Origin of the sequence: Clostridium sp. K04 (assembly GCF_019734375.1) — a bacterium.
Lineage (GTDB): Bacteria > Bacillota > Clostridia > Clostridiales > Clostridiaceae > Clostridium > Clostridium saudiense.
This window is the reverse complement of record NZ_JAASHD010000045.1, coordinates 1-23,707: the sequence shown is the minus strand read 5'-3', so window position 1 is coordinate 23,707 and position 23,707 is coordinate 1. Positions and strand designations below refer to the sequence as shown.

Here is a 23,707-nt window from a genome sequence, read left to right as displayed (position 1 = left end):
TTGGATACAAGACACCGTTAGAAGCATTTAACGAAGAACAAGCTAAGTGTTGCACTTAGCTTGACAATTCGTCATAAGAAAAGAAATAAATTAAGTTAAGTTAAGTTTAAGCTTCTTACATGGAAATTAATATATTATCATGTAAGAAGTTTTATTATTTTATAACAGAATATATTTTTAAGTGAGTATGAATCAATGTATGCATATAACTTTGATAGAAGAATAAAAATATGGGGTTATTAAAATTTATATATAAGTTAAAAAGTATCTACATTAAATATAGTACGGATATCTATATTAATGTAGATATTTTTTTATTTAAGGGGGAGAGCATATATTCTAAAAAAAATTATGTTTATTAAATTATATAATTTCCAATAGTTATAGGAAGAATTAAATAGAATATCTATGAAAGAATTTATATACAACTAATTTATTGAAAAAATTAAAAATTTAATGCGAAATATAATAATATTAAAATTTTTTTGTGGGAAATATGGAAATGATAATAATGTAATAAAAATGATTAGCATGAAAAAAGTTAATAATATTTAAAAAAGGATATATTGGGAATAAAAAATTCAATATATTACACAAAAAAGAAAGTTATATGTTTTCAAATTTGTCGAATATAAGAGAAAATTAACTTTAAAATGTCGAATTTTATGATATAATTTTAATTGAAAAAAGAATATTAAGATAAATTTAATAAACAGGGAGATAAATGGTAAATATTACAGAATATTTAGAAGAAATGAAAAAGAATTGGAAAACAATAATTACGATTGTAATAAGCTTCATATTACTTAGTGTTTTTTTCATTAAACAACAATACGAAGCAGGTGTAAAAGTATTTAAAAGCACTTGAAGAGCAAAGTGGAATTCCTGTTGTTGGAGTTATTCCTGAGATTGAATTTTAGAAAAAAATTAAATGAGGGATTTTGTATCATAAATTTAAAATTATTTTAATTTATAAGATTATAATTTTGTGACAACTAAAGTATCATCACAAATTATTGATGAAACTATATATTTTGATTTTATATTGGTTGTCATGATGATAGGGAGTGAAAATTTTAATGAATGAAATGGAAGAACAAGTAATCAGTATTTCAGAAATTTTTGAGGCAATAAAAAAGCGTTGGATAATAATTGTAGCAATCACTTTAACAGCTACTATAATATCAGGAATTATAAGTTTCTTTGTAATTGATCCGGTTTATGAAGCAAGTACCAAGGTATTTGTAGGTAAGGAAGAAAATGATAATGCAGCTTATAACAGTAGTGAAATCAATATGTATCAACAATTACTACAAACTTATGCTCAAGCCATAAAAACAAAAGATTTAGTTAATAGAGCAATTAGTGGATTGAAATATGACGGATTAGAAGCTCGTAATGTAGTAGAATCTTTGACTGTAAATCCAATATCAAATACTCAAATTCTTCAAATTAAGTATCAAAGTAAAGATCCAAATGAAGCTAAGGATGTATTAAAAAGTGTAACAGATGAATTTATAGTAACTGCAAAGGAACTTGTTCCTAATGGTAATGTAAGAGTTATTGAAGAAGTTGAATTGCCACAAAATCCAGTAAGTCCAAATAAAAAAATGAATATAGCAATAGCATTTTTAGTAGGACTTATGGTAAGCGTAGGTTTAGTTTTCTTATTAGAATATTTAGATAATACATATAAAAATAAAGATCAGCTTGAAAAAGATTTAGGAATACCAGTACTTGGAGCTATTCCAGATGTTGAAAATTTATAGGAGGTAAGATGAATGTTTATAGTTGAAAAAAGTCCAAAGTCTGTAGCAGCAGAAGCTTATAGAGCTTTAAAAACTAATATTCAATATTCTTCTTTTGATAAAGAATATAAAACTATAGTAATAACTAGTTCCAATCCAGGAGAAGGTAAATCTACTACAGCAGGAAATTTAGCATTAACTTTAGCTGAGGGAGAAGCAAAAGTTTTATTATTAGATTGTGATATGAGAAAGCCTTCTGTTCATAAGAATTTTAGAATTACTAATACATATGGTATTTCTGATATCTTACTTCAAAAGAAAAAGGTTACGGAAGTAGCTTATTCTTATAATAAAAATCTTAGTATCATAACAGCTGGAAAGGTACCACCAAATCCAGCGGAAATGCTAGCTTCAAAGGCAATGACTGCATTTTTAAAGGAAATGAAAGATCATTTTGATTATATTGTTTTAGATACACCACCAGTGCAAGCGGTTGCTGATGCTCAAATTTTATCAACGAAGACTGATGGAACTCTTATTGTAGTTAGGGCAGGTGTTACAAAAAAGGATGAAGTTAAAAATACTATTAATACGTTAAATAAGATTAATGCTAATATTATTGGAACTATTCTGCACGCTGTAGATAACACTAGAAATAAATATCAATATTACTATGGAAATGAATAATGCTTTATCAATAAAGTTGTTTTATAGGGTTTATATTTTATAGAGAAATGGGGGAGGAATGAGTGGAAGTACTTAAAATTGAGTTTGAGAATATAAAGGAAAATAAAGCAAAGTTAAGCTTTTATGAAATTTGTAAAAGAGCAATAGATATTATAGGAGCTATAAGTGGATTACTTTTGTTAAGTCCGGTTATTGTAATAGTAGCATGCGCAATTAAATTTACTTCAAAAGGTCCTATGTTTTTCTCTCAAAAAAGAGTTGGTAAAAATGGAGAGTTATTTGATATGTATAAATTTAGGTCTATGGTAGTAAATGCTGAAGAACTTAAGGAAAAGTTAGAACAGCAAAATGAAAGGTACGGACCTATGTTTAAAATGAAAGATGATCCTAGAGTAACTAAGGTTGGAAGGTTTATTAGAAAAACTTCATTAGATGAACTTCCGCAACTTTGGAATGTTCTTAAAGGTGAAATGAGTTTAGTTGGGCCTAGACCAAGTTTACCTAAGGAAGTTGCTCAATTTGAAAACTGGATGTGTAAAAGACTAACTGTAAAACCAGGCTTAACTTGTTATTGGCAAGTGAGTGGAAGAAATAATATTGGTTTTGAGGAGTGGATGAGGCTTGATAATAAATATGTAGATGAACGAAATCTTTGGATTGATATTAAGTTGATATTTAAAACTGTATTAGTATTGTTTGGTGATAAAAATGCATCGTAAAGTGAAAGAGGTAAGAAAGATGAAGATAGCTATAGCAGGAACAGGGTACGTTGGTTTATCTAATGCAATTCTTTTAGCTCAACATAATGAAGTAGTTGCAGTAGATATAATTCAAGAAAAGGTAGATATGATTAATGATAAAGTATCGCCTATAGTTGATAAAGAAATACAAGATTATTTAAGTAATAAAGAGTTAAATTTAATTGCAACTACAGATGCTTATAAAGCATATAAAGATGCCGAATTTGTAATAATTTCAACACCAACTAATTATGATCCAGAAATGAACTATTTTAATACAAGAAGTGTTGAAGCAGTAATTGCAAATGTACTTTCTATTAATCCAGAAGCAACTATGATAATTAAATCTACAGTACCGGTTGGATATACAAAAAAAGTTAGAAAAATGTTTGAAACTGATAATATAATTTTTTCACCTGAATTCTTAAGAGAAGGAAAGGCACTATATGATAACCTTTATCCTTCAAGAATTATAGTTGGTGAGCAAAGTAAAAGAGCTGAAAAGTTTGCTAATCTTTTAAAAGAAGGAGCAATAAAAGAAGATATTCCAGTGCTATTTACAGATAGTACTGAAGCAGAAGCAGTTAAGCTTTTTTCTAATACATATTTGGCATTAAGAGTTGCTTATTTTAATGAGTTAGATACTTATGCTGAAATGCATGGCTTAAATACTAAGCAAATAATTGAAGGTGTAGGATTGGATCCAAGAATAGGAACTCATTATAATAATCCTTCATTTGGATATGGGGGATACTGCTTACCTAAAGATACTAAGCAACTAAGAGCTAATTATGAAGATGTTCCTAATGAAATTATTAGTGCAATAGTTGAGTCCAATAGAACAAGAAAGGATTTTATTGCAGATCAAATTATTAAGAAAAATCCTAAGACTGTTGGTATTTATAGATTAACTATGAAAACTGATTCTGATAATTTTAGAGCTTCTTCTATTCAAGGAATAATGAAGAGAATTAAAGCTAAAGGAATTGAAGTAGTTGTTTATGAACCAGTTCTTAAGGATGAGACTTTCTTTAACTCTAAAGTTATAAGAGATTTAGATGAGTTTAAGAATATGTCAGATATTATAGTATCAAATAGGTTATCAAAGGAATTATTTGATGTAGAAGAAAAAGTTTATACTAGAGATTTATTTAATAGAGATTAATTAGTAAATAGATTAAGTGAGGAATTTAAAATGAATAAGATTTGTTTTATAGCTTCAACAGGTGGTCACTTTGAGCAGTTAATGATGTTAAAGCCTCTTATGGACAAATATGAAAGTTTTATTGTTACAGAAAAGACGGAATATTCTGTAATTGAGGATGATAGAAAAATATATTATTTAAATCAAGTTAATAGACATGAAAAAACATTTATTTTTAAAATGGCACTTAATTTTATAAAAAGTTTAAATTTATTTATAAAAGAAAGACCAGATGTAGTAATTTCTACGGGAGCTTTAGCAACTATACCAATGTGTATATTTGCCAAGGTTTTTAAAAAGAAAATCATTTTTATTGAATCTTTTGCTAAAGTGAATTCACCTACATTAACAGGAAAGTTAGTTTATAAATTTGCAGATCAATTTTATGTTCAGTGGGAACAAATGAAAGAGCATTATCCAAATGCTATATTTAGGGGGGGAATATATTGATTTTTGTAACATTAGGATCACAAAATTTTCAATTTAATAGATTATTAATAGAGATTGATAGATTAGTTGAAGAAGGTAAGATTACAGAAGAAGTATTTGCTCAAATTGGATATAGTGATTATAAACCTAAAAATTATTGCTATAAGGAATTTCTTGATAGAGATGAGTTTGCAGATATTATGAGCAAATGTGATAAGGTAATTACTCATGGTGGCACTGGTGCTATTATTGGAGCAGTTAAAAAAGGAAAGAAAGTTATTGCCGTTCCTAGATTAGCTAAGTTTGGTGAACATGTTGATGATCATCAATTACAGATAGTTGAGCAGTTCGAAAAAATGAATTTTATTAAGTATGTAGATCATGAGGGAGAACTAGAAAAATTAATATTAAATATTGATAAAGCAAGTTTTCAAAATTATAAATCTAATACGTTAAATATAATAAGTTCTATAGAAAAATTTGTAGAAGTATAAAGATTTCGAATCTGTTAAGCTGATATGAAAAAATAGCTTGATTTTTCATAGAATTGCTCGCTCTTTGAAAATTATATAAGTTTGAATATTTTATTGTATGGCAAACAAGCCTGCAATAAAATTAATTTTTGCAGGTTAAATAAAGGTATTAAGTTTAATTAAGCTGCTGAAAACCAAGAGTTTTTAGCTGAGCTATCGCTAGCGAAGCCGGCAACTTCTGCTGGAGTACAGTTATTTAATGAGCTATGTGGTCTAATAAAATTATAGTGAAAGATAAATAAATATATTAAGTTATTCGCTTTTTCAAAAGAGTTAAAGCCTTTTTTAGCTTTATACCAAGCTTTAAAAGTTTTATTGAATGACTCAATTAAGTTATTATTTGTATCACTAGACATAGGTGATACAGGAACGTGTTTGGTATTAGGTAATACCGTAGCGGCAGCTTCGTTATACGAAGGTAATCTATCGGTTATAAAGTAAGTTGGTTCACCACACTTTTTAGCTTCATTTATTAGTGTATAAGCTGAATCAGAACTTCTAGATTTAGTTAGGTGAAATGCTAGAATAAATCTAGTTTCAGAATCAATAGCTAACCATAGATAGTATCTTTCACCATTAATAAATACTACTGTTTCATCAGCATGCCAATCGTCAGATTGTAAGTTTAGACTATCTTTAAATTTATCAGCCTTTTGCTTAAAGAAAGGTGCAAATTTATTGGTCCAACTTGCTATAGTAACATGTGATACCTTAATACCAGAGTTAACTATCAAGAATTGAGAAATAGCTCTTGTTGATGAATTATTTAAAAAATATAGTGTTAATGCAGTTAATATCACATGTAGTGGAAAACGCATTCCTTTCATAGAAAGGGATCCGGTAATTAATTCACTAGATGCCATATAAATATTTGTAGTATGATGTTTAACTATTATGTGATTACACTTTTTGTTATTGCATTTGTAGCGATTGTAATATTTATATGAGTGATGTAAGTATGTTCCTTTACCACATTTAGTACATCTAGGATAATTTCTTTTAGGTAATCCTTCACCGTCGCCAAGTGCGAACTGGCGCTTACATTGCTTGCATTGATACTTTTGTTTAGCCTGCTTATTGAAACCAAACTTATATAGTTTATCAGAATGACAACGTGGGCATTTTATATTAGTCTTGTTCATTGTTCTTCTCTCCTTTTCTAAGGGGGGTATTATTTATTATTGCAAACTTATTGTATTTCCTTGAATTGAGAAGAGCAATGTTCATATAACTTAACAGATCGAAGATTTCATGATGGAGGAATAATGAAAAATAATAAAGTTAAAGTTTTGACTATAGGTTCTGATTCAAGCGTAAAAGGTGGAATTACCACTGTAATAAATAGTTTCCATAATTATAAGTTTGAAGATATTGAATTAGAATTATTACCTACATACATTGAAACAAATAATTTTAAGAAGATTACATTTTTTTTTAAAAGCCTAATAGTTTATATAAAAAAGAATATAGAAAATGATTTTGATATAGCTCATATTCATATGTCTTATAAAGGAAGCTTTATAAGAAAGTATTTAATTGTTTTAATAACAAAATTATTTAAAAAGAAGGTAATACTTCATTTACATGGATCAGAATTTGAGGTTTTTTATAAAAATAGTAATTTCATTTTAAAAAAATTGATAAAAGATATTTTAAAAAAAAGTGATTTAGTAATTGTTTTAGGTGAAAAGTGGAAAAATGTTATACAAGAAATAGAACCTTCTGCAAATGTAAAGATATTTAATAATTCTGTACCTGTACCCAAATATAAAGTAGGCTTAAACGATAATGGTTTTAATATACTTTTTTTAGGTGTTTTAATAAAAAGAAAAGGTATATATGATTTAATTGAAGCCATAAAAATATTAAATGACAGTGGCGTTTTAGAAAAATATAATGTTAATTTTACTATTGGTGGAAGTGGTAAAGAAAAAGAAGAAATAGAAAATAAAATAAGTGATTATAATTTAAATTCAGTTATAGATATGATTGGGTGGGTTGATGGAGAATTAAAAGAATCACTTTTAAAAAATAGTCAATTGTTTGTATTGCCATCATATAATGAAGGATTACCAATGGCCATTTTAGAAGCTATGAGTTATGGAATTCCTGTAATATCAACTGAAGTAGGGAGTATTGGTGAAGTAGTATGTAATTATAAGACAGGTTTTACTTTCAAACCAGGTGATATAAATAGTTTAGTTCAATACATAGAAAAGTTAATAACTGAAAAACAATTGTGGTATGAAATGAGCGGAAATTGTAAAAAAAGTATAGAAGAAGATTTTAATGAAGAAAAATATTTTTATAAAGTAGAAAAAGAATATAAGAAGTTAATAGAAAAAGAATATTAAAACATAGGGCACTTAAAAGATATATTTTATAAGAATTATAAGTAGTAAAGGGAAAGTATACATAATAAAATTAATAATTTTTAGAAACTATGCAAAAAGTATTTTAAGTAAATAAAAAGTAAAGTTAGTAAAAGGAGAATAGATGATAGCTTTATTAAAAATATTGACTTTTATATTAATATTTCAAGATTGGTTAATTAATATATTTAAACCTATAGGATACCTGGATGAAATATTAGGGGTATTATTGCCTATAACTATGCTTGTTATTATTAGTTTTAAAAGAAAAAAGATTAAATTGTTTAAAAGTGAAATAATAGCTTTTAATTGTTTAATATTATTTATTATAGTTGGATTAATAGGGAACTTTAAATATAACTACATTGATATAAAAAGCGCATTTATTAGTATTATATTAACTACTAAGGCGTTTTTTGTGTATTTTTCTATTAGAATAATATTAAATACGTATAAAATAGATATACATTTTTTTGATGGGATTATTAATATATTAAAAAAAGTAATATATGTTTTTGTATTTGTGGCAATTATTAATATTCCTTTAGGATTTTTAAAAGAATCTGGTATTAGATTTGGGATAAGAACTATTTCATTAGGATTTTCTCACCAAACAGAATTGGCATTTTTTTCAATTATTAGCTTGTGTATTATTGAATTTTATAATTCTTATCTTAATAAGAAAAGTGATATTAAGATATTATTAAGTTGCTCTTTATTAATAGTATTTGCAGGAAGAAGTAAGGCAATAGTATTTTTAATTATCTACATATATATGATGATCTTTTTAAAAGTTTTTAAAAAAGTTAAATTAAAATACAATATTGTAATATTACCATTTGCATTATATATAGTTATTCCTAGAATTAAAAGTGAATTTCTTAATGGAGCAAGAGGTGCATTATATAAAACCGCCATTAAAATTGCAAATGATAAGTTTATGATTGGAAGTGGATTTGGAACATTTGGTTCACATATGTCAAGAGTTAAATATTCTCCATTGTATTTTAATTATGGAATTAATACGGTATGGGGATTATCTCCAGAAAAGTCTTCATTTATTGCAGATACATATTGGGCTATGATACTTGGAGAAAATGGATGGCTAGGTTTAGGCCTTATGATATTAACATTAGTGGGAATATTTTATCCAATATTTAAATTGAAATATAGTCAAAGATTAAAGTTACCTTGTTATGGATTAATAATGTATTCAGTAATTACTAGTATAGCTGAGCCAATATATTCAAGTAATAAGAGTGTAGCATTAATGATTATAATAGCCATATTTATTAGTATAATCAAAACAAGTAATGAGGAAAGTATAAATATTAAAGAAAATATGAATCTTAAATTAAGTACATAATTTTTTTGTAAAAAGAAAAATCATTTTTCTTAGATTAGTATTAAATTCTTTATAAAATATTATAACTACAGCACGTAAAAGAGGGAATAATTATGAAATTAATTTATATAGCAGCAGTAGACTCAAAAAAACCGGAATCTTTTGGGGTAGGAAAAAAAATAGTAGGACAAGTAAAAGCATTAAATAAATTAAATGTTGAAAGTGAATTAGTTAACATTGAAAATGATAGGGTTAATATAAATGGAAAAGTAGTAGGAGAAAAATTAAAAAAGCCTAAGTATATGTTTTTTCATAAGTATTTAATTAAAAATTACAATGAAATATTTAAAGATAAAGAATGCGTATACATAAGATATTATTCAAATGATATATTTCTATACTATTTAATCAAAAAATTAAAAAAAGATAATAAAAAAATAGTATTAGAAATACCTACATATCCATTAGATGTAACTAATAATGGTTTTATAAAAAAGGTAGTTTATGAAGTTATAAATATTTATGTAAGAAAGAATTTAAAAAAATATGTTGACTATATATCTACTACAAATAGTAATTATGATGAAATATATGGTATAGAAACTATAAAAATAAATAATGGAATTGATATTGTAGAAAATAAGGTAGTTAATAAAAAGAAAAGTGATAATATCATAAGATTAGTAGCAGTAGCTAATCTATCTAAATGGCACGGTTATGATAGGGTAATAACGGGAATAGGTAAATATAATAAAAATATAAATGGAAAGAAAAAAGTTGTATTTCATATTGTAGGAGAAGGAGCAGAAAAAGAAAATTTAATTAATCTAAGTAATAGATTACAATTAAATGATTTTATACATTTTGAAGGCGCCAAAAGTGGTGAAGCATTAGATAATATTTTTAATCAAATGGATATAGGGGTTTCATCATTAGCATTATTTAGAGCTGGAGGAGGGCATGACCCTATAAAAACTAAGGAGTTTTTAGCTAGGGGTTTACCAGTTATTTTAGGGTATGATGATAAATTAGTAGATATGAGTTTACCATATGTGATTAAGGTTCCAGAAAATGATGAACCTATTGATATTGATGAAATTGTAGAGAGATTTAATAATTTAAATGATAATTGTTATGATATAAGAAAATACGCAGAAGAAAACTTAAGTTGGGAATCTCAAATGAATAAAATTATTAATAAGATAAATAGGGAGAAAAAATGAAGATTTGTTTTATAACATCCACTGTGTTTACTTTGGGCGGAGTGCAAAGAGTTGTATCTGTATTAGCAAATGAATTAAGTAAAGAGCATGAAATAGATATATTATGCACTTCTGATAATAGCTTAGTTAATAGAGAAATATATGGCTTAAATGAGAATATAAAAATAAATATAGAACCTAATTTATGGAATGAAAACATTAAAAATAGAATAATAAAGAAAATAAATAAAGAAACAAATTTACTTAATAAAAAGAGATATGTAAGCATATTGACCAATGAATATTATAATAAAAAAACACAACAAAACTTTGTAGAATACATAAATTCAAAAAAATACGATGTTGTAATAGGTGTTGAAGGTAAATATAGTATTTTACTTGGAATTATTTCAGATAAGTTGAATTGTAAAACAATAGGATGGCAACATAATTCATATGATGCATATATGAAAAATAAAAAGAGATATTATTGGAATCAAGATATATTATTTGAAGAATATATACCAAGATTGGATAAATATTTGGTCTTAACAGAGTATGATCAAAAAATGTTTTTACAAGAAAAAAATATAAAAAGTAGTGTTATGTATAATCCAAGAAGTTTTAAAAGTAAGGATAAATCTAAAGTTAATAAAAAGCAATTTTTGGCAGCAGGGAGATTTAAACATCAAAAGGGATTTGATTTATTAATAGAGTCTTTTTATGAGTTTTGTAAATATGATAAGGAATGGAATCTAGTTATAGTTGGTGAAGGTGAAGATAAGGAGAAAATATTAAATCTTATTGATAAATATGGGATAGAAAAAAGAGTTAAAATAGATAATTTCACTAATGATATAAAAAACTATTTTATGAATTCATCAGTATTGACATTATCATCAAGATGGGAAGGCATGCCTATGATAGTATTAGAATCTTTAGAAATGGGAGTTCCGATTATTTCTTATGATATAACAGCAACACAACAGCTAATAGAAGATAAAAAAGAAGGCTTACTTGTTAATAAGTATGACACTATAAAGTTTGCAGAAGCAATGAAAATAATGGCTGATTCACAACATTTAAGAGAAGAAATGAGTAAAAATGCTATAAATAAATCTACTGAATTTGATATAGAAAATATAGCAAAACAATGGAATGAAATGTTTCTAGAAATAGTGAATTAAAAGTAGTAAAGGGAGTTGCTTTAGTAGTGAAGAAGATTTTAATTGCAAATGCTGTACCAACTAATAATGGTGATGCAGCCCTAATATTTGGTTTATATAATAAGTTAGTTAAAGAAGGATATGAAGTAATAATATCTACAACTAGATATGAAACAGTTAAGAAATTGTATCCAAATATAAAATGGGTAAAAGTAGAATATGATTTTAATAAAATAGAAAGAAAATTTTGCTCAAAGTTTCCTAGCTTTAGAAAAAAATTAATTAAATTTAAAGTATTAAATAATAAACAATATAAAGATATAGATGCAATTATTTCGGCACCAGGAGGATATATTAACTCATATTATGGGTTTGAAGAAAAATTGTATTGTATGAATTTAATAAAAGAAAAGTACAATACTAAGTTAGTAATGTACTCACAATCAGTAGGTCCATTAAATAATTATGATGTGGATATATTAGATAAATATATTAAAAGTTTTGATTTATTTATGGTAAGAGATGAAGTTTCATATAATAATGTTAAAAAATATGATAATGTATATAAAACTAATGATGCTGCATTTTTATTAGATTTACCAGAACATAAAAATAGTGATAGTAATAAAGTAGCAATATCTGTGAGAGAATGGGCACATGATGGAAGAAGTAGAAGTAAATATATAGATTTAATAAAAGGCATGGTTTATAAGTGCATAGATAATGGATATAAGGTTGAGTTTATATCAACTTGTCAAGGATTAAGTAATTACATAGATGATTCTAAAATAGCACAACAAATAAAAGATGAATTAGATGAGAAATATCAAGCATCAGTAGAAGTTAATAATAAGTACTACTCATTAGAGCAATTAAGAGAATATATTAAGGGCTTTAGATTTGTTGTAGGTACAAGATTACATATGTGCATATTAACTATTATGTCAGGTATTCCTGCATTTAATATATCATATGAAGTAAAAGGAAAAGAGTGTTATAAGATACTTAACTTAAATGAATATTCTGTTGATTATAATGATAATATAAATGATTCGTTAGAAAAACTTCAGCAGTTTATAAATAAAAATGATGAGTTAAAAGAAGTATATGAAAATAAAGCTTTAGAAATGAATGAAGAAGCAAATAATCATCTTAAATATATGTTAGATACCATATTAAAATAAGCAATCAGTGGGGGTGAATTATGAAAAATAATCTCAAATTTGCAACGATAATTTCCTATATTACGTTATTTGCAGGAAATGTTATTTCAATTTTTTATACACCATTTATGTTATCTAAATTAGGGAATTCTGAATATGGTTTATTTTCTTTAGTTAATACAATAATTTCATATATATATTTGTTAGATATGGGATTAGGAAATGCTATTATTAGATATAATTCTAAATACATGGCTGAAAATGATGAGGAAGGATTAAAGAAAGTAAATGGGATGTTTCTTTCTTTATATTGTTTAATTTCTATAGTTGGATTAATTATAGGTATTGTAGTATATAGGAGTTTAGGTAGTATATTTTCTAAGGGGTTATCTATAACTGAGATACAACAAGTAAAAGCTATGTTTGCTGTTGCATTATTTAATTTGGTATTTTCTTTTCCTTTTAATGTATTTAACGGAATAATAATGGCGCATGAGAAATTTGTATTTATAAAAGCTATAACATTTATAAGAACAATTTTTAATCCATTAATAATGGTTATGATATTATTATTTGGCTATAGAGCATTAGGAATGTTAATTGGATCTACTATATTTAATATCATATTAGGATTTGTTAATATAATTTATTGTTTCAAAGTTTTAAAGGTAAAAATGATATTTAAAGGATTTGATAAGTCTTTATATGCAGAAATATTTAAATTCTCATTCTTTATATTGTTATCATCATTAGCATATAGAATTTATTGGAGCACAGATCAATTTGTATTAGGTATGTTTGTTAGTTCAACTTCTATAGCTATTTATACTATAGGATTGCAGTTTAATACATATTTTAATTCATTTTCAAATGTAATTAGTAGCATGTTCTTACCTAAATTAACTAAAATAACTGTAGTTAATAGTGATAAATCTGAATTAATGAAAATTCTTATAAAGATATCGAGAATACAATTTTACATAGCATCGTTTATTTTATGTGGTTTTATACTTGTTGGTAAAGAGTTTATTATGAGATGGACAGGACCAGAATATGGATGGTCATATTAAATAGCTTTATTAGTAATGGCACCACAATTTATATCAATTATTCAAACGTTATTTGCCACTATGTTAGAAGCTATGAATAAACATAAAGTTAAATCACTAATATATATTGGAGTATCTTTTTTAAACCTTATTTTAACATTATATTTAGTAAGAATTTGGGGAAGTATAGGTTGTGCAATAGCTACGTGTGTAGGTATGTTACTTAATGCAATTTTAAATAATTTGTATTATAAATATAAGTTGAATTTAGATATGGGATATTATTGGAAAGAAATATTAAAAATGGTTCCATCAATACTTGGAATATCTATTATAGGATATGGTGTGAAAGTATTACTAAGACCTAATAATTATATTACAATAGGATTATTTGGAATAGTATTTAGTATAATATATTTTGGTATCTGTTGGAAGTTTACTTTTAATAAATATGAGAAAGATATAATATATAAATTTATTGATAAAATTAAATTAAGAAAAATTAATAATGGAATAAATTGATAAAAATAAGAATGTAGTAAAGTAAATCACAACTTAAGAAGAGGAGTCAAGCTTTAAAGCTTGACTCTTTTTATGGGGATATATAGTACATAGATAAAAGATTAGCATTATAAAAATTTTAAATAAAAATTATACGAAAATTCACTTTCATTAAATCTATATTCATCAGGTAAATTAGGACCACAGCTATTTGAGCCAATACCACTTTGCTTATAATCAATAATTAAATAAGTTAAATCCTCCTTATTTAATTCAAAATTATGGTCAGTATTAGTTAACTGATTAACAGAAAAATGTGAAGCATTAAAAGCAAAATCATTTTCAGATAAAACATAAATTGTCTTCTTAGTATTACTAATAGAAACCTCTCTACAGAAATGATGACTTCCATTTTCCTGAGGCTTTATATAATCTTCATGCATTTCAGAAACAGTAGAATTAAATCTGCCTAAATAGCATGATGAATTTTTATCTATATAATTTTCATATGGGCCAAAGCCAAAGTAACTTACATGTTCATATGATTTATTTAATTTTAATTGTACTCCAAAACGTGGCAAGTAAGGTGTTTTCATATTTTTATTAGCCTTAACATCACATTTAATTAAACCATATGGGTAAATGCTCCAAGTTACTGTAAGATCAAGAACCTTTTCTCTATATGGAGGAATCAAGCATAAGGAACTAATTATTTCAACTTTGTTTGAATATGTCTTAATTTCATTATTATATACATGTGTTGTAATTTGATCAAAACCTGCTTCAATCCAATCATTTTTTATTTTTCTATCATTATCTGTAGGTGCTCTCCAAATAATGAAATCCATAGGAGTATCTATAAATACTTCTCCTAATGATTCGATAAAGTCAAAGGAAGCGGTATTTTTATTATATATAAAATTAAAATCTGAATTTGTAATTTTAATTTTGTTAAGTGTTGCTTCTATATAAAACTTTTCACAGTTATCATTAATTTTTGTTAATTTAGTTATAGATGATATGTTTTCAGCATTATTTTTTATAATAAATTGATCATGGCCTAAAATTGTATCTTTTTCATAAAGTGAATTATTATATTTTACACTGTATTCAAATAGTATAGTAACTATTCCCTTTGGTAAATTTGATATATTTAAGTCATACCATTTTTCTTCTTTTGCTTTTAGGCTTTCTAATATTAATTTATTAGATGAAAGTAAACAACCATCTAAATACACTTTATAAGTAATATCTAAGAAGTCATTGATATTTTTAAAATCAAGCATATTTTTTAGTTTGACTTTTTTATTAGTTTGGTCTAATTCTAACGCTCTTACAGGTCTGTTAACATTTTTAAATTCTAATAATCCTGTATGAGGAGTTCTATCAGGATAAACTAAACCATCAACACAGAAGTTTCCATCATGATTTACTTCTCCAAAATCTCCACCATATCCATATGCTTTTTTACCATCTTTATATTCTTTCATAAGTAGAGCATGATCACACCATTCCCAAACATAGGCACCTGCAAATTCATCATGATTTTGAATAAGTTCATCATACTCATTTAATCCACCAGGGCCATTACCCATTGCATGTGCATATTCACATAATATTAATGGCTTGTCTATACCTTTTTCAAAGTAATCTTTAATTTCATCTATGCTTGGATACATTCTACTAATAACATCAAGGTTAGAAAAATCATTTTTTCTTTCTTTATTAGCGTAAAATGCACCTTCATAATGTAATGGACGTGAAGAATCTAATTTTCTAGCATGTTTAGCTCCACTTTCAAAGTTGATTCCAAAGCCTGATTCGTTTCCAAGTGACCACATAAAAATGCAAGATCTATTTTTAAAAGGAACTATAGAAGAGTCAATTCTATCTACAATAGCATTTTCATAAGTTTTATCATCAGCTATCATATTATAATTATCTAAATATCCAGCTCCATATAATTCAACAACTCCATGAGTTTCAATATCAGCTTCATTCATAACATAAAATCCATATTCATCGCATAATTCATAAAAGATTGGAGATTTAGGATAATGAGATGTTCTTATAGAATTAATGTTACATTCTTTCATTAATTTTAAATCACAAAGCAAGTCATCATAAGTAACGGCATATCCTTTAACTGGATCAGAATCATGGTGATTAACACCTTTCAATTTTATAGGAGTATCATTAATCTTTAAAATTGAATTTTCTATTTTGATTTCTCTCATTCCTATTTTTTCTTTTATAACTTCATTTTCTGTTTCTATTAGTAATGTATATAAATTAGGTGACTCAGCATCCCAAAGTTCTACATCAGTAATATCTATTTGTAAGTTATTATCATTTATGTCTCCAGAAGAAATTATAGTATTATCTGGATTTAATAAAGTATATTTAATATGTGGATTACCAATAGTTGAAAGAATTTTAAGATTTAATTTTCCTTTTTTAGATGATACGTTTACACTAGGAGTAATCTTATAATCAACAATTCTTGACTTTGATCTTGTTAGTATATATACATCTCTAAAAATACCTGACATTCTAAATTTGTCTTGGTCTTCAAAATAAGTGCCATCACACCATTTTAAAACTAATACTGTAATAGTATTTTTACCATCAACTAAGAAGTTTGTAATATCAAATTCAGATATGCTATGAGATATTTGACTATAGCCAACAAACATATCATTTATCCAAAAATAAAAACATGAATCTACTCCTTCAAAGTTTATATGATAATCATGTGATTCAGAATTTATTTTAAAATCAAATTCCTTTTTATAAATTGCACATGGATTATCCTTAGGTACAAAAGGTGGATTATAAGGAATAGGATATTTAACATTTGTATATTGGTTATAATCATAGCCATTCATTTGCCAAACAGATGGCACATCAATTGAATCTGAAAGATTAATTTCGCTAATATTATTAAAGTCTTTAATTAATTGTAGGCTATTGAAATAATTAAATTGCCATTTTCCATTAAGTGAAAAAAAGCTAGTTTGCTTATTTCTATCTTTAATATTAATAGCTTCATCAGTATCAATAAATGGAACATAGTAACTTCTTCTTTGCATCATATTTACATGCAGCTTATAAAGATTTTCGTGGTATTCATTTAATAGTGGCATATTTCCCTCCTAATATATTTAATTTAATTATGGTATAATGAATCATAATTATATATAAGTATTTTTTTAAGTATTTTTTCTTGTAATTTAATATTAATATCCAGATTAATCTTTTGAAATAGTTATAAGGTTCTAAAATATGGTATAATGTTTCCATTATAATTTTGTGGTTAATAATAGGGGCCTTATTAAACTTTTATAAATGAGATTGAGAAAAGACTTAATATAAAATCAATTAGTTTTATAGGTTTGGGAGGTATATATGCAAATACTATGGAAAAAATATACTAAAGAAAATTTTGAAATGAATGTAGATGAGTGTGGGATAGAGCAAGGCATTCCAGGCTTTGGCTATAAATATGAAGTGTTAAAAAATGCAGTTATACATTATATAAGTAAGGGAAATGGTACATTTAAATTTAATGATAAGGTATACAACCTAAAACAGGGTGATGTATTTATATTATTGAAAGGAATGAAAGTTGAATATATAGCATCTATAGATGATCCATGGGAATATTATTGGATAGGTTTTAGTGGTTCAAATGCTAATGAATATTTAAATAGGACATCTATAATTGATTCTTATGCTGCTACGTGTAAAGAAGACTCAAAAATTCCATGCATAATATCAAATATGTGTGAAATATCAAAAACTTATAATCCTTCATGCTGTGATGATATATTGTTATTGAAGGAACTTTATTCTTTATTATATGCATTTATAGAGGAGTTTCCAAAGGCTTTTGAGTATAAGGATAAAGAATTACATACATATATTCAAGAAGCAATTGACTTTATTAATTCTAATTATATGAATAGTATAACTGTTAATGATATTGCTGAGCATGTTAACTTAAGCAGAAGTTATTTATATAAAATGTTTATGAAAAACCTTAAAGTTTCTCCACAGAAATATCTTATAAATCTTAGGATGTATAAAGCAACCTTATTATTAAAAAACACTAGGATTCCTATAGGGGAAGTTGCAAGTAAGGTTGGATATAGTGATTCTTTATTATTTTCAAAAACATTTTCAAAGTATTTTTCAATGTCGCCATTGAATTATAGAAATAATCAAACGAGTGATAATAAATAGTTATAAATGATTTGATGATTACTTTAAATTTTAAAGTTAATTTTAAATGTTTACGAGTTGTTTAGAAAATAAAAAATATAAATATAAGAAGGAGTATTTAAATTGAATTGATGAATTCAACCTAAATACTCCTTTTAATATAGTGAGTATAAAAATTTATTTTAATATACTTTTTTAATTCTATTTAGTTACTCAATCTTGTAATTCCATGTTTTAAATCATCAACTATTGCATCATATTCTGCTTCTGATAAATTGTATTTTCTTAATAATAAGAAGCTTGTTATTATAATTATACATGGAACCAAAGTTTGAATTATGTGTATTCCATTTAATGTGAATGTAGATTGAGTAGAATTTGCTTTATAGCCAATATACGCTAGAATGTATCCACATAAAGAACCTCCAATTGCATTTGAAATTTTACTTTTAAAGATATTTAGGGAAAATATCATACCTTCTGATCTTTTTCCTGTTTTCCACTCACCATATTCAACACAGTCAGTAACCATTGAAGTTAAGGTAATATATCCAGCTCCATCAAAAATTCCACATATGAAATTTATAGCTATCATTGCATATAAAGAAGAATATGATAGTAAAAATATTAAAAGTGATCCAGTAGCACCAACTAATAATCCTAAAAGAGCTGTATTTCTTTTTCCAAGTTTTTTTGTTAAATATGGAGATATTAATCCCCCTAATATACTTGCTACTAAAGTAATTGAAGTTACAACAGGAATCATCATTTCTGAATTAAAGTTATATTTAATATAATATATAGATATTGTATTTTTTATTGAGCCACTTAATTCTAGTACTAGCATTGATAATAATACTATTCTTAAAGGTTTATTTGTCTTTAATAATTCTATAAATTGTTTAAAGCCTTGTTTTTCTTTTTTAGTAGAAGTGCTACTAATTTCTTTAGTTCCTAAAGCTGTAATCCAAGTAAGTATGGTTGCAAAACAAACATAAATTATTGCTACTGTTGTCCAGTTTTTAAGAATTGATACAAGTGGAATAGTAAGTGTAGAAATTATAAATCCACCAACATATGCAACTGTTCTTGCAGATGTAACAATCTTAGTTTTTCCTTCAGAGGATCTTGTAAGATTTGCAGATAGTGACCAATATGGTATGTCCATAGCAGTAAAAGATATTCCCCAGAAGATATATGCTACATATATCCAGATAATTTTATTACTATAAGTTAAGTTTGGTGATGAAAAGCACATTATTGTTGCAAGTCCAACAAAAATAGGAACTATAAATAAATAAGGTCTACTTTTACCAAGTTTAGTGTTTGTATTATCAACTATAACCCCCATGATAGGATCTGTTATAGCATCTATAATTCTTGCTACTAAAAATAATGTACCTACAGCAGCTGCACCTACTCCAAAATTATCAGTTAAAAAAATTAGAAGGTAGGAACTAATTAATGAATATATTATATTATTGCCTAAGCTTCCTGAACTATAAGTAAGTAAAGTCTTTATAGAAACATTATCATTTTTATCAATTTTTTTATTATCTATTAGCGTATTCACACTCTCACCTCTATATTTCTTAATAATATCCTTAGATACCTGTTTAATTAAACATTGAATAGAAATCGATTTCTCAGTTTTCATATATATTATTACAAAATTTTTAGTTTAATAATATAGCATTAAGTTTCTAAAATATTGATTTATATTTCCTAATTAAAAAGATTAATTATATATTGACACAACAATACAAGTGTATATACAATTGAAACAAAAGAAATGTTACATAATTGGATATAAATTTAATAAAGGTGGCGGATACAGGAGTGATAATAGTGAGAAATAAAATTGCAGGAGCTATATATGGAATGGCACTAGGGGATTCCATGGGAATGCCTTCAGAACTATGGGGAAGAGAAAAAGTAAGAAAATATTTTGGAAAGATTGAAAGCTTGTTAGATGGACCTAAAGAAAATAGTGTAGCTTGCAATTATAAAAGAGGACAATTTACAGATGATACAGGACAAGCACTTGTTTTAGTAGATTCATTAAATAGTACAAACTTTAAACCTAATTCTAAAGATATTGCAGAAAGACTTTTAAAATGGGCTGAAAAAGAAAAGGCATTTGAAAATAATATTTTAGGACCTACTTCAAAGGTTGCATTAGCTAATTTTAGAGATGGGATAGATTCAAAAGCAGTTACAGATAAGGCTTTATCAAATGGATCAGCTATGAGAATTGCACCAATAGGATGTCTTTTTAATGCTGCTGATAAAGAAAGGATAGCTAACTTTGTTTATGGAGTTTCAGAAGTAACTCACACTAGTGATATATCAATTGCAGGAGCGGCGATGATAGCAGTAGCTGTTAGTTCAGCTATTGAAAATACTGACTTTGAAGCTGTTATAAAAGATGTTTTTGAAATGGAGCCTATTGCTAGAAAGTTAGGTGCAGAAACATTTAGTCCATCATTAACTGAAAGAATAAAATTAGGTATTTATTTAGCTAATAAATATAAGGATGATGAAGATTTATTTTTAGAAAAACTATATGACATAGTTGGAGCTGGTGTAAATATTAGCGAGTCTGTTCCATCTGCAATTTCTATAGCTTATTATGCACAAGACCCTAATAAATGTGCGGTGCTTTGTGCAAATTTAGCTGGAGATACTGATACTATTGGAGCAATGGCAACTGCAATTTGTGGAGCTTTTAAGGGAATAAATTCTATAAAGAAAGAGTATATTGAAGTCTTAAACGAAGCAAATGATGTTGATTTTGATAGATATATTTCTATCTTAATGGAAGGAAGGAGTTGCATTAAGTGAAAACTTTAGTACTTGGAGCTGCCATAGTAGATATTATTATGAAAATACCTAAGCTACCTAAAAGTGGTGAGGATGTTTTATGTACTGAAAGAAAATTAACTGTAGGTGGATGTGCTTATAATGTTGCAAATATATTGAGAGGCTTTAATGTGGATCATGATTTATTTGTGCCAATAGGCTCTGGAATGTATGCAGATATAATAAGAAAAAGATTAAGTGAAGATGGATATGATGTTTTAATAAGTGATTCAGAAATGGACAATGGATATTGTTTATGTTTAGTAGAAGATGATGGTGAAAGAACATTTATTACTGTTAAGGGCATTGAAGGGCTTCATAAAAAAGAATGGTTTAATAGCTTAAATATGAGTGAATATGAAAATATATATATAGCTGGGTATCAGCTTTGTGAAGATAAGGATGACATAATAGCAAATTGGTTAATAGAGCAAAAGAGTAAGAATATATTTTTTGCACCAGGTCCAGTTATTAATGATATAGATAAAAATACAATGAAAAAGATATTTTCAACTAATCCAATATTACATCTTAATGAAAAGGAAGCTTTGGATTTTACTAAAAAGGATAATGTGGATGATAGCATTTTATCTTTATATGAATTAACTAAAAATATTGTATTTATAACAGTTGGTGAACGAGGTACAGTATTTTATGATGGACAAGAAATTGTGAATATAGAGGGTGAAAGTGTGAATGTTGTAGATACAATAGGGGCTGGTGATAGTCATATTGGTGCAATTATTTCAGCATATTCTTTAGGGGTGTATAAGGAGGTTTATTTAGTGGATTCAAGTAATCTTAATTCCAAGGATTCAAGGGATATTTTTTTAGATGGCTCACAGATAGATTGTTTAGAAAATAATATTGGATATGATTTTGTGTCTGTATGTAAATTAGCAAATAAGGTAGCAGCAGAAGTAGTGCAAATACAAGGGGCAAAGCTTAGTAAAGAATGTTTTGATAAATTTAAAGTATAAAGAGGGGGACTATTATTATGGATAAAATTAAAAATTATTTCACAGATTGGACGATGTTTGAAAAGTTATGGCTAATAACAGTATGTACAATTATGACGGTTATTTGGTACTTAAATGGAGATACACCATTTTTATTAGCATTAACTTTAACTGGTAGTCTTAATTTAGTTTTAGGTGCAAAAGGAAAGATAGCAGGATTATATTTTGCAATTATTAATTGTTTATTATATTCATATCAATGTATGGGAGTAAAGCTTTATGGAGAAGTAATGTATAATATGTTATTTAGTATTCCTGTTAGTGCCATAGCTATATATTTATGGAATAAAAATAAAGATGATGATGGGACAATACGTTTTAAGGTTATGTCTGGTAAGTTAATAGTATTATCTTTTGCTGGTACATTAGTCTGTGTATTCTTATATGCTAGGGTATTAAATCTATTAGGTGGAAATTTAGCATTTATGGATTCTTTAACAACTGTGGTTTCTGTTGTAGCTAGTATTCTTTATTTAATGAGATTTTCTGAGCAATGGTTAATGTGGGTTGGGGTAAATGCTTTATCAATAGTAATGTGGATAATGGTATATGCATCTGGTGATAAGAGTGCACTTATTATAATAGTTATGAAGCTTACTAATTTATTGAATTCTTTATATGGTTATTATAATTGGAAGAAAATCGCGGGACAAACTAATTTAAAAGTAAAAAACTTTACAGAGGCAAGCTAATGCTTGTTTCTTTTTTTTATTTTGAAGAATATTTTTGTAATGTTAAAATTATGTAAAAATTGTAAAAAAGCTTGAAATGAGCAATATAGTAGTATAATTGTAAATAGTATTCAAAAAAACAATGGATTATCAAAGGTGATAAATATGAGGATGAGTATAAAAGAGATAGAGAAAAATGCACTAAAGATAAAATCAAATAAAGTCAGAGAGTTTATTTTTATAATGGCAGTTACAATAGTTTTATTTTATTTACTTAAGGTGTTTAACCGTAATAATAGTGTTGGATATGTATATTCTGTAGCTACGTTTATTAAGGTGATTAATACATTAATGGCCATTATATCAATAGTAATTTGTTTAATATTATATAAGAAAACAAATGATCAAATTATGTTTACTTTATTATTAGTATATGTGTCATTAAGCTTAACTGTAATATTAGGACAATTTGACTATACAACATTCTTTAATTATAAATTTGTAATAAGTAATTATATTAAGTATGACAATATCGCTATTAAGAGTAGTGATACTTTTTAGTGCTATTACTCCTAATTCGAGGTTATGTAAGTTTATAAATAAATATAAAAAATTATCATTTATGTTCATTATTATTTATTCGATAGTTTTTTGGAGAATAGAAAAATATTTTTTATAGGTCCTTTTTTTACTAATAAAAAGACACTAATATTTTAGAGGGCACTGAAAAACTTAATGTTTTTCAAGTGCGGTTATCCACAAAGTAAAAAATAGTTAATGAAGCTGAAGCTT

21 protein-coding genes are annotated in these 23,707 nt (G+C 26.1%); 18 read left to right on the top strand and 3 right to left on the bottom strand.

What is annotated here, in order from left to right; translation table 11 throughout:
• Positions 1–1,088: 1,088 nt before the first annotated feature.
• The 6 genes from HCG70_RS15045 to pssE all read left to right on the top strand — a co-directional run bounded on the left by HCG70_RS15045 (position 1,089) and on the right by pssE (position 5,302).
• Positions 1,089–1,769: a YveK family protein gene (locus HCG70_RS15045; RefSeq protein WP_221697947.1), complete on the top strand. Its 681-nt coding sequence runs from the start codon at positions 1,089–1,091 to the stop codon at positions 1,767–1,769.
• A 12-nt stretch (positions 1,770–1,781) separates the two neighbouring features.
• On the top strand, positions 1,782–2,435 hold the full coding sequence (locus tag HCG70_RS15040; RefSeq protein WP_221697946.1) for a CpsD/CapB family tyrosine-protein kinase: 654 nt from the start codon (positions 1,782–1,784) through the stop codon (positions 2,433–2,435).
• Between the two features lie 62 nt (positions 2,436–2,497).
• A complete protein-coding gene (locus HCG70_RS15035) occupies positions 2,498–3,154 on the top strand; it encodes a sugar transferase (RefSeq protein WP_221697945.1) in 657 nt (218 codons plus the stop codon).
• Between the two features lie 19 nt (positions 3,155–3,173).
• Positions 3,174–4,340: a nucleotide sugar dehydrogenase gene (locus HCG70_RS15030; RefSeq protein WP_221697944.1), complete on the top strand. Its 1,167-nt coding sequence runs from the start codon at positions 3,174–3,176 to the stop codon at positions 4,338–4,340.
• A 30-nt stretch (positions 4,341–4,370) separates the two neighbouring features.
• Complete coding sequence (pssD, locus tag HCG70_RS15025; protein ID WP_221697943.1) at positions 4,371–4,829, top strand: PssD/Cps14F family polysaccharide biosynthesis glycosyltransferase; 459 nt, start codon at positions 4,371–4,373, stop codon at positions 4,827–4,829.
• Positions 4,826–5,302, top strand: a complete 477-nt coding sequence (pssE, locus tag HCG70_RS15020; RefSeq protein ID WP_221697942.1) for a PssE/Cps14G family polysaccharide biosynthesis glycosyltransferase — start codon at positions 4,826–4,828, stop codon at positions 5,300–5,302. The genes pssD and pssE overlap by 4 nt, the downstream gene beginning before the upstream one ends.
• A 158-nt stretch (positions 5,303–5,460) precedes the next feature.
• Here the strand turns inward: pssE and HCG70_RS15015 are convergent, their stop codons facing one another.
• A complete protein-coding gene (locus HCG70_RS15015; protein WP_221697941.1) occupies positions 5,461–6,483 on the bottom strand; it encodes an IS6 family transposase in 1,023 nt (340 codons plus the stop codon).
• 123 nt (positions 6,484–6,606) lie between these two features.
• On the opposite strand from HCG70_RS15015, the gene HCG70_RS15010 reads away from it, so the two are divergent.
• From HCG70_RS15010 to HCG70_RS17560, 7 genes are all read left to right on the top strand, one after another.
• On the top strand, positions 6,607–7,695 hold the full coding sequence (locus HCG70_RS15010; RefSeq protein WP_221697940.1) for a glycosyltransferase family 4 protein: 1,089 nt from the start codon (positions 6,607–6,609) through the stop codon (positions 7,693–7,695).
• A 142-nt stretch (positions 7,696–7,837) separates the two neighbouring features.
• Positions 7,838–9,079 carry a hypothetical protein gene (locus tag HCG70_RS15005; RefSeq protein WP_221697939.1) on the top strand — a complete coding sequence of 414 codons (1,242 nt, stop codon included), beginning with the start codon at positions 7,838–7,840 and terminating at the stop codon, positions 9,077–9,079.
• A gap of 92 nt (positions 9,080–9,171) precedes the next feature.
• Positions 9,172–10,281, top strand: coding sequence for a glycosyltransferase (locus HCG70_RS15000; protein WP_221697938.1), 1,110 nt, complete (start codon positions 9,172–9,174; stop codon positions 10,279–10,281).
• Positions 10,278–11,447 (top strand): glycosyltransferase family 4 protein, encoded by a 1,170-nt coding sequence (locus HCG70_RS14995; protein WP_196049038.1) that lies wholly within the window; start codon positions 10,278–10,280, stop codon positions 11,445–11,447. The genes HCG70_RS15000 and HCG70_RS14995 overlap by 4 nt, the downstream gene beginning before the upstream one ends.
• Before the next feature lie 26 nt (positions 11,448–11,473).
• Positions 11,474–12,610: a polysaccharide pyruvyl transferase family protein gene (locus HCG70_RS14990; RefSeq protein WP_221697937.1), complete on the top strand. Its 1,137-nt coding sequence runs from the start codon at positions 11,474–11,476 to the stop codon at positions 12,608–12,610.
• 20 nt (positions 12,611–12,630) lie between these two features.
• Entirely contained in the window at positions 12,631–13,659 is a 1,029-nt protein-coding gene (locus tag HCG70_RS14985) for an oligosaccharide flippase family protein (protein ID WP_260457841.1), read from the top strand.
• Between the two features lie 15 nt (positions 13,660–13,674).
• Positions 13,675–14,160 carry a polysaccharide biosynthesis C-terminal domain-containing protein gene (locus HCG70_RS17560; protein WP_260457840.1) on the top strand — a complete coding sequence of 162 codons (486 nt, stop codon included), beginning with the start codon at positions 13,675–13,677 and terminating at the stop codon, positions 14,158–14,160.
• A 107-nt stretch (positions 14,161–14,267) separates the two neighbouring features.
• Here HCG70_RS17560 and HCG70_RS14980 read toward each other — a convergent pair whose 3' ends face one another.
• Entirely contained in the window at positions 14,268–17,285 is a 3,018-nt protein-coding gene (locus HCG70_RS14980; protein ID WP_221697936.1) for a glycoside hydrolase family 2 TIM barrel-domain containing protein, read from the bottom strand.
• 262 nt (positions 17,286–17,547) lie between these two features.
• Between HCG70_RS14980 and HCG70_RS14975 the strand changes: the two genes are divergently transcribed.
• Positions 17,548–18,384, top strand: a complete 837-nt coding sequence (locus HCG70_RS14975) for an AraC family transcriptional regulator (protein WP_221697935.1) — start codon at positions 17,548–17,550, stop codon at positions 18,382–18,384.
• A 184-nt stretch (positions 18,385–18,568) separates the two neighbouring features.
• Here the strand turns inward: HCG70_RS14975 and HCG70_RS14970 are convergent, their stop codons facing one another.
• Entirely contained in the window at positions 18,569–19,936 is a 1,368-nt protein-coding gene (locus tag HCG70_RS14970; protein ID WP_055277864.1) for an MFS transporter, read from the bottom strand.
• A gap of 275 nt (positions 19,937–20,211) precedes the next feature.
• On the opposite strand from HCG70_RS14970, the gene HCG70_RS14965 reads away from it, so the two are divergent.
• The 4 genes from HCG70_RS14965 (at position 20,212) to HCG70_RS14950 (ending at position 23,476) form a co-directional block, all read left to right on the top strand.
• Positions 20,212–21,207, top strand: a complete 996-nt coding sequence (locus HCG70_RS14965) for an ADP-ribosylglycohydrolase family protein (protein ID WP_221697934.1) — start codon at positions 20,212–20,214, stop codon at positions 21,205–21,207.
• Complete coding sequence (locus tag HCG70_RS14960) at positions 21,204–22,205, top strand: PfkB family carbohydrate kinase (protein WP_221697933.1); 1,002 nt, start codon at positions 21,204–21,206, stop codon at positions 22,203–22,205. The genes HCG70_RS14965 and HCG70_RS14960 overlap by 4 nt, the downstream gene beginning before the upstream one ends.
• 17 nt (positions 22,206–22,222) lie before the next feature.
• Positions 22,223–22,936: a nicotinamide riboside transporter PnuC gene (gene pnuC, locus HCG70_RS14955; RefSeq protein ID WP_221697932.1), complete on the top strand. Its 714-nt coding sequence runs from the start codon at positions 22,223–22,225 to the stop codon at positions 22,934–22,936.
• Between the two features lie 144 nt (positions 22,937–23,080).
• A complete protein-coding gene (locus HCG70_RS14950; protein WP_221697931.1) occupies positions 23,081–23,476 on the top strand; it encodes a hypothetical protein in 396 nt (131 codons plus the stop codon).
• Positions 23,477–23,707: the final 231 nt, after the last annotated feature.

Coding starts and splice junctions, on each gene's coding strand:
- HCG70_RS14975 (WP_221697935.1), top strand. CDS start 17,548: ATGCAAATACTATGGAAAAAATATACTAAAGAAAATTTTGAAATGAAT.
- HCG70_RS15015 (WP_221697941.1), bottom strand. CDS start 6,483: ATGAACAAGACTAATATAAAATGCCCACGTTGTCATTCTGATAAACTA.
- HCG70_RS17560 (WP_260457840.1), top strand. CDS start 13,675: ATGGCACCACAATTTATATCAATTATTCAAACGTTATTTGCCACTATG.
- HCG70_RS14950 (WP_221697931.1), top strand. CDS start 23,081: ATGAGGATGAGTATAAAAGAGATAGAGAAAAATGCACTAAAGATAAAA.
- HCG70_RS15045 (WP_221697947.1), top strand. CDS start 1,089: ATGGAAGAACAAGTAATCAGTATTTCAGAAATTTTTGAGGCAATAAAA.
- HCG70_RS14980 (WP_221697936.1), bottom strand. CDS start 17,285: ATGCCACTATTAAATGAATACCACGAAAATCTTTATAAGCTGCATGTA.
- pssD (WP_221697943.1), top strand. CDS start 4,371: ATGAATAAGATTTGTTTTATAGCTTCAACAGGTGGTCACTTTGAGCAG.
- HCG70_RS15005 (WP_221697939.1), top strand. CDS start 7,838: ATGATAGCTTTATTAAAAATATTGACTTTTATATTAATATTTCAAGAT.
- HCG70_RS15000 (WP_221697938.1), top strand. CDS start 9,172: ATGAAATTAATTTATATAGCAGCAGTAGACTCAAAAAAACCGGAATCT.
- HCG70_RS15010 (WP_221697940.1), top strand. CDS start 6,607: ATGAAAAATAATAAAGTTAAAGTTTTGACTATAGGTTCTGATTCAAGC.
- HCG70_RS14985 (WP_260457841.1), top strand. CDS start 12,631: ATGAAAAATAATCTCAAATTTGCAACGATAATTTCCTATATTACGTTA.
- HCG70_RS15040 (WP_221697946.1), top strand. CDS start 1,782: ATGTTTATAGTTGAAAAAAGTCCAAAGTCTGTAGCAGCAGAAGCTTAT.
- pnuC (WP_221697932.1), top strand. CDS start 22,223: ATGGATAAAATTAAAAATTATTTCACAGATTGGACGATGTTTGAAAAG.
- HCG70_RS15030 (WP_221697944.1), top strand. CDS start 3,174: ATGAAGATAGCTATAGCAGGAACAGGGTACGTTGGTTTATCTAATGCA.
- HCG70_RS14995 (WP_196049038.1), top strand. CDS start 10,278: ATGAAGATTTGTTTTATAACATCCACTGTGTTTACTTTGGGCGGAGTG.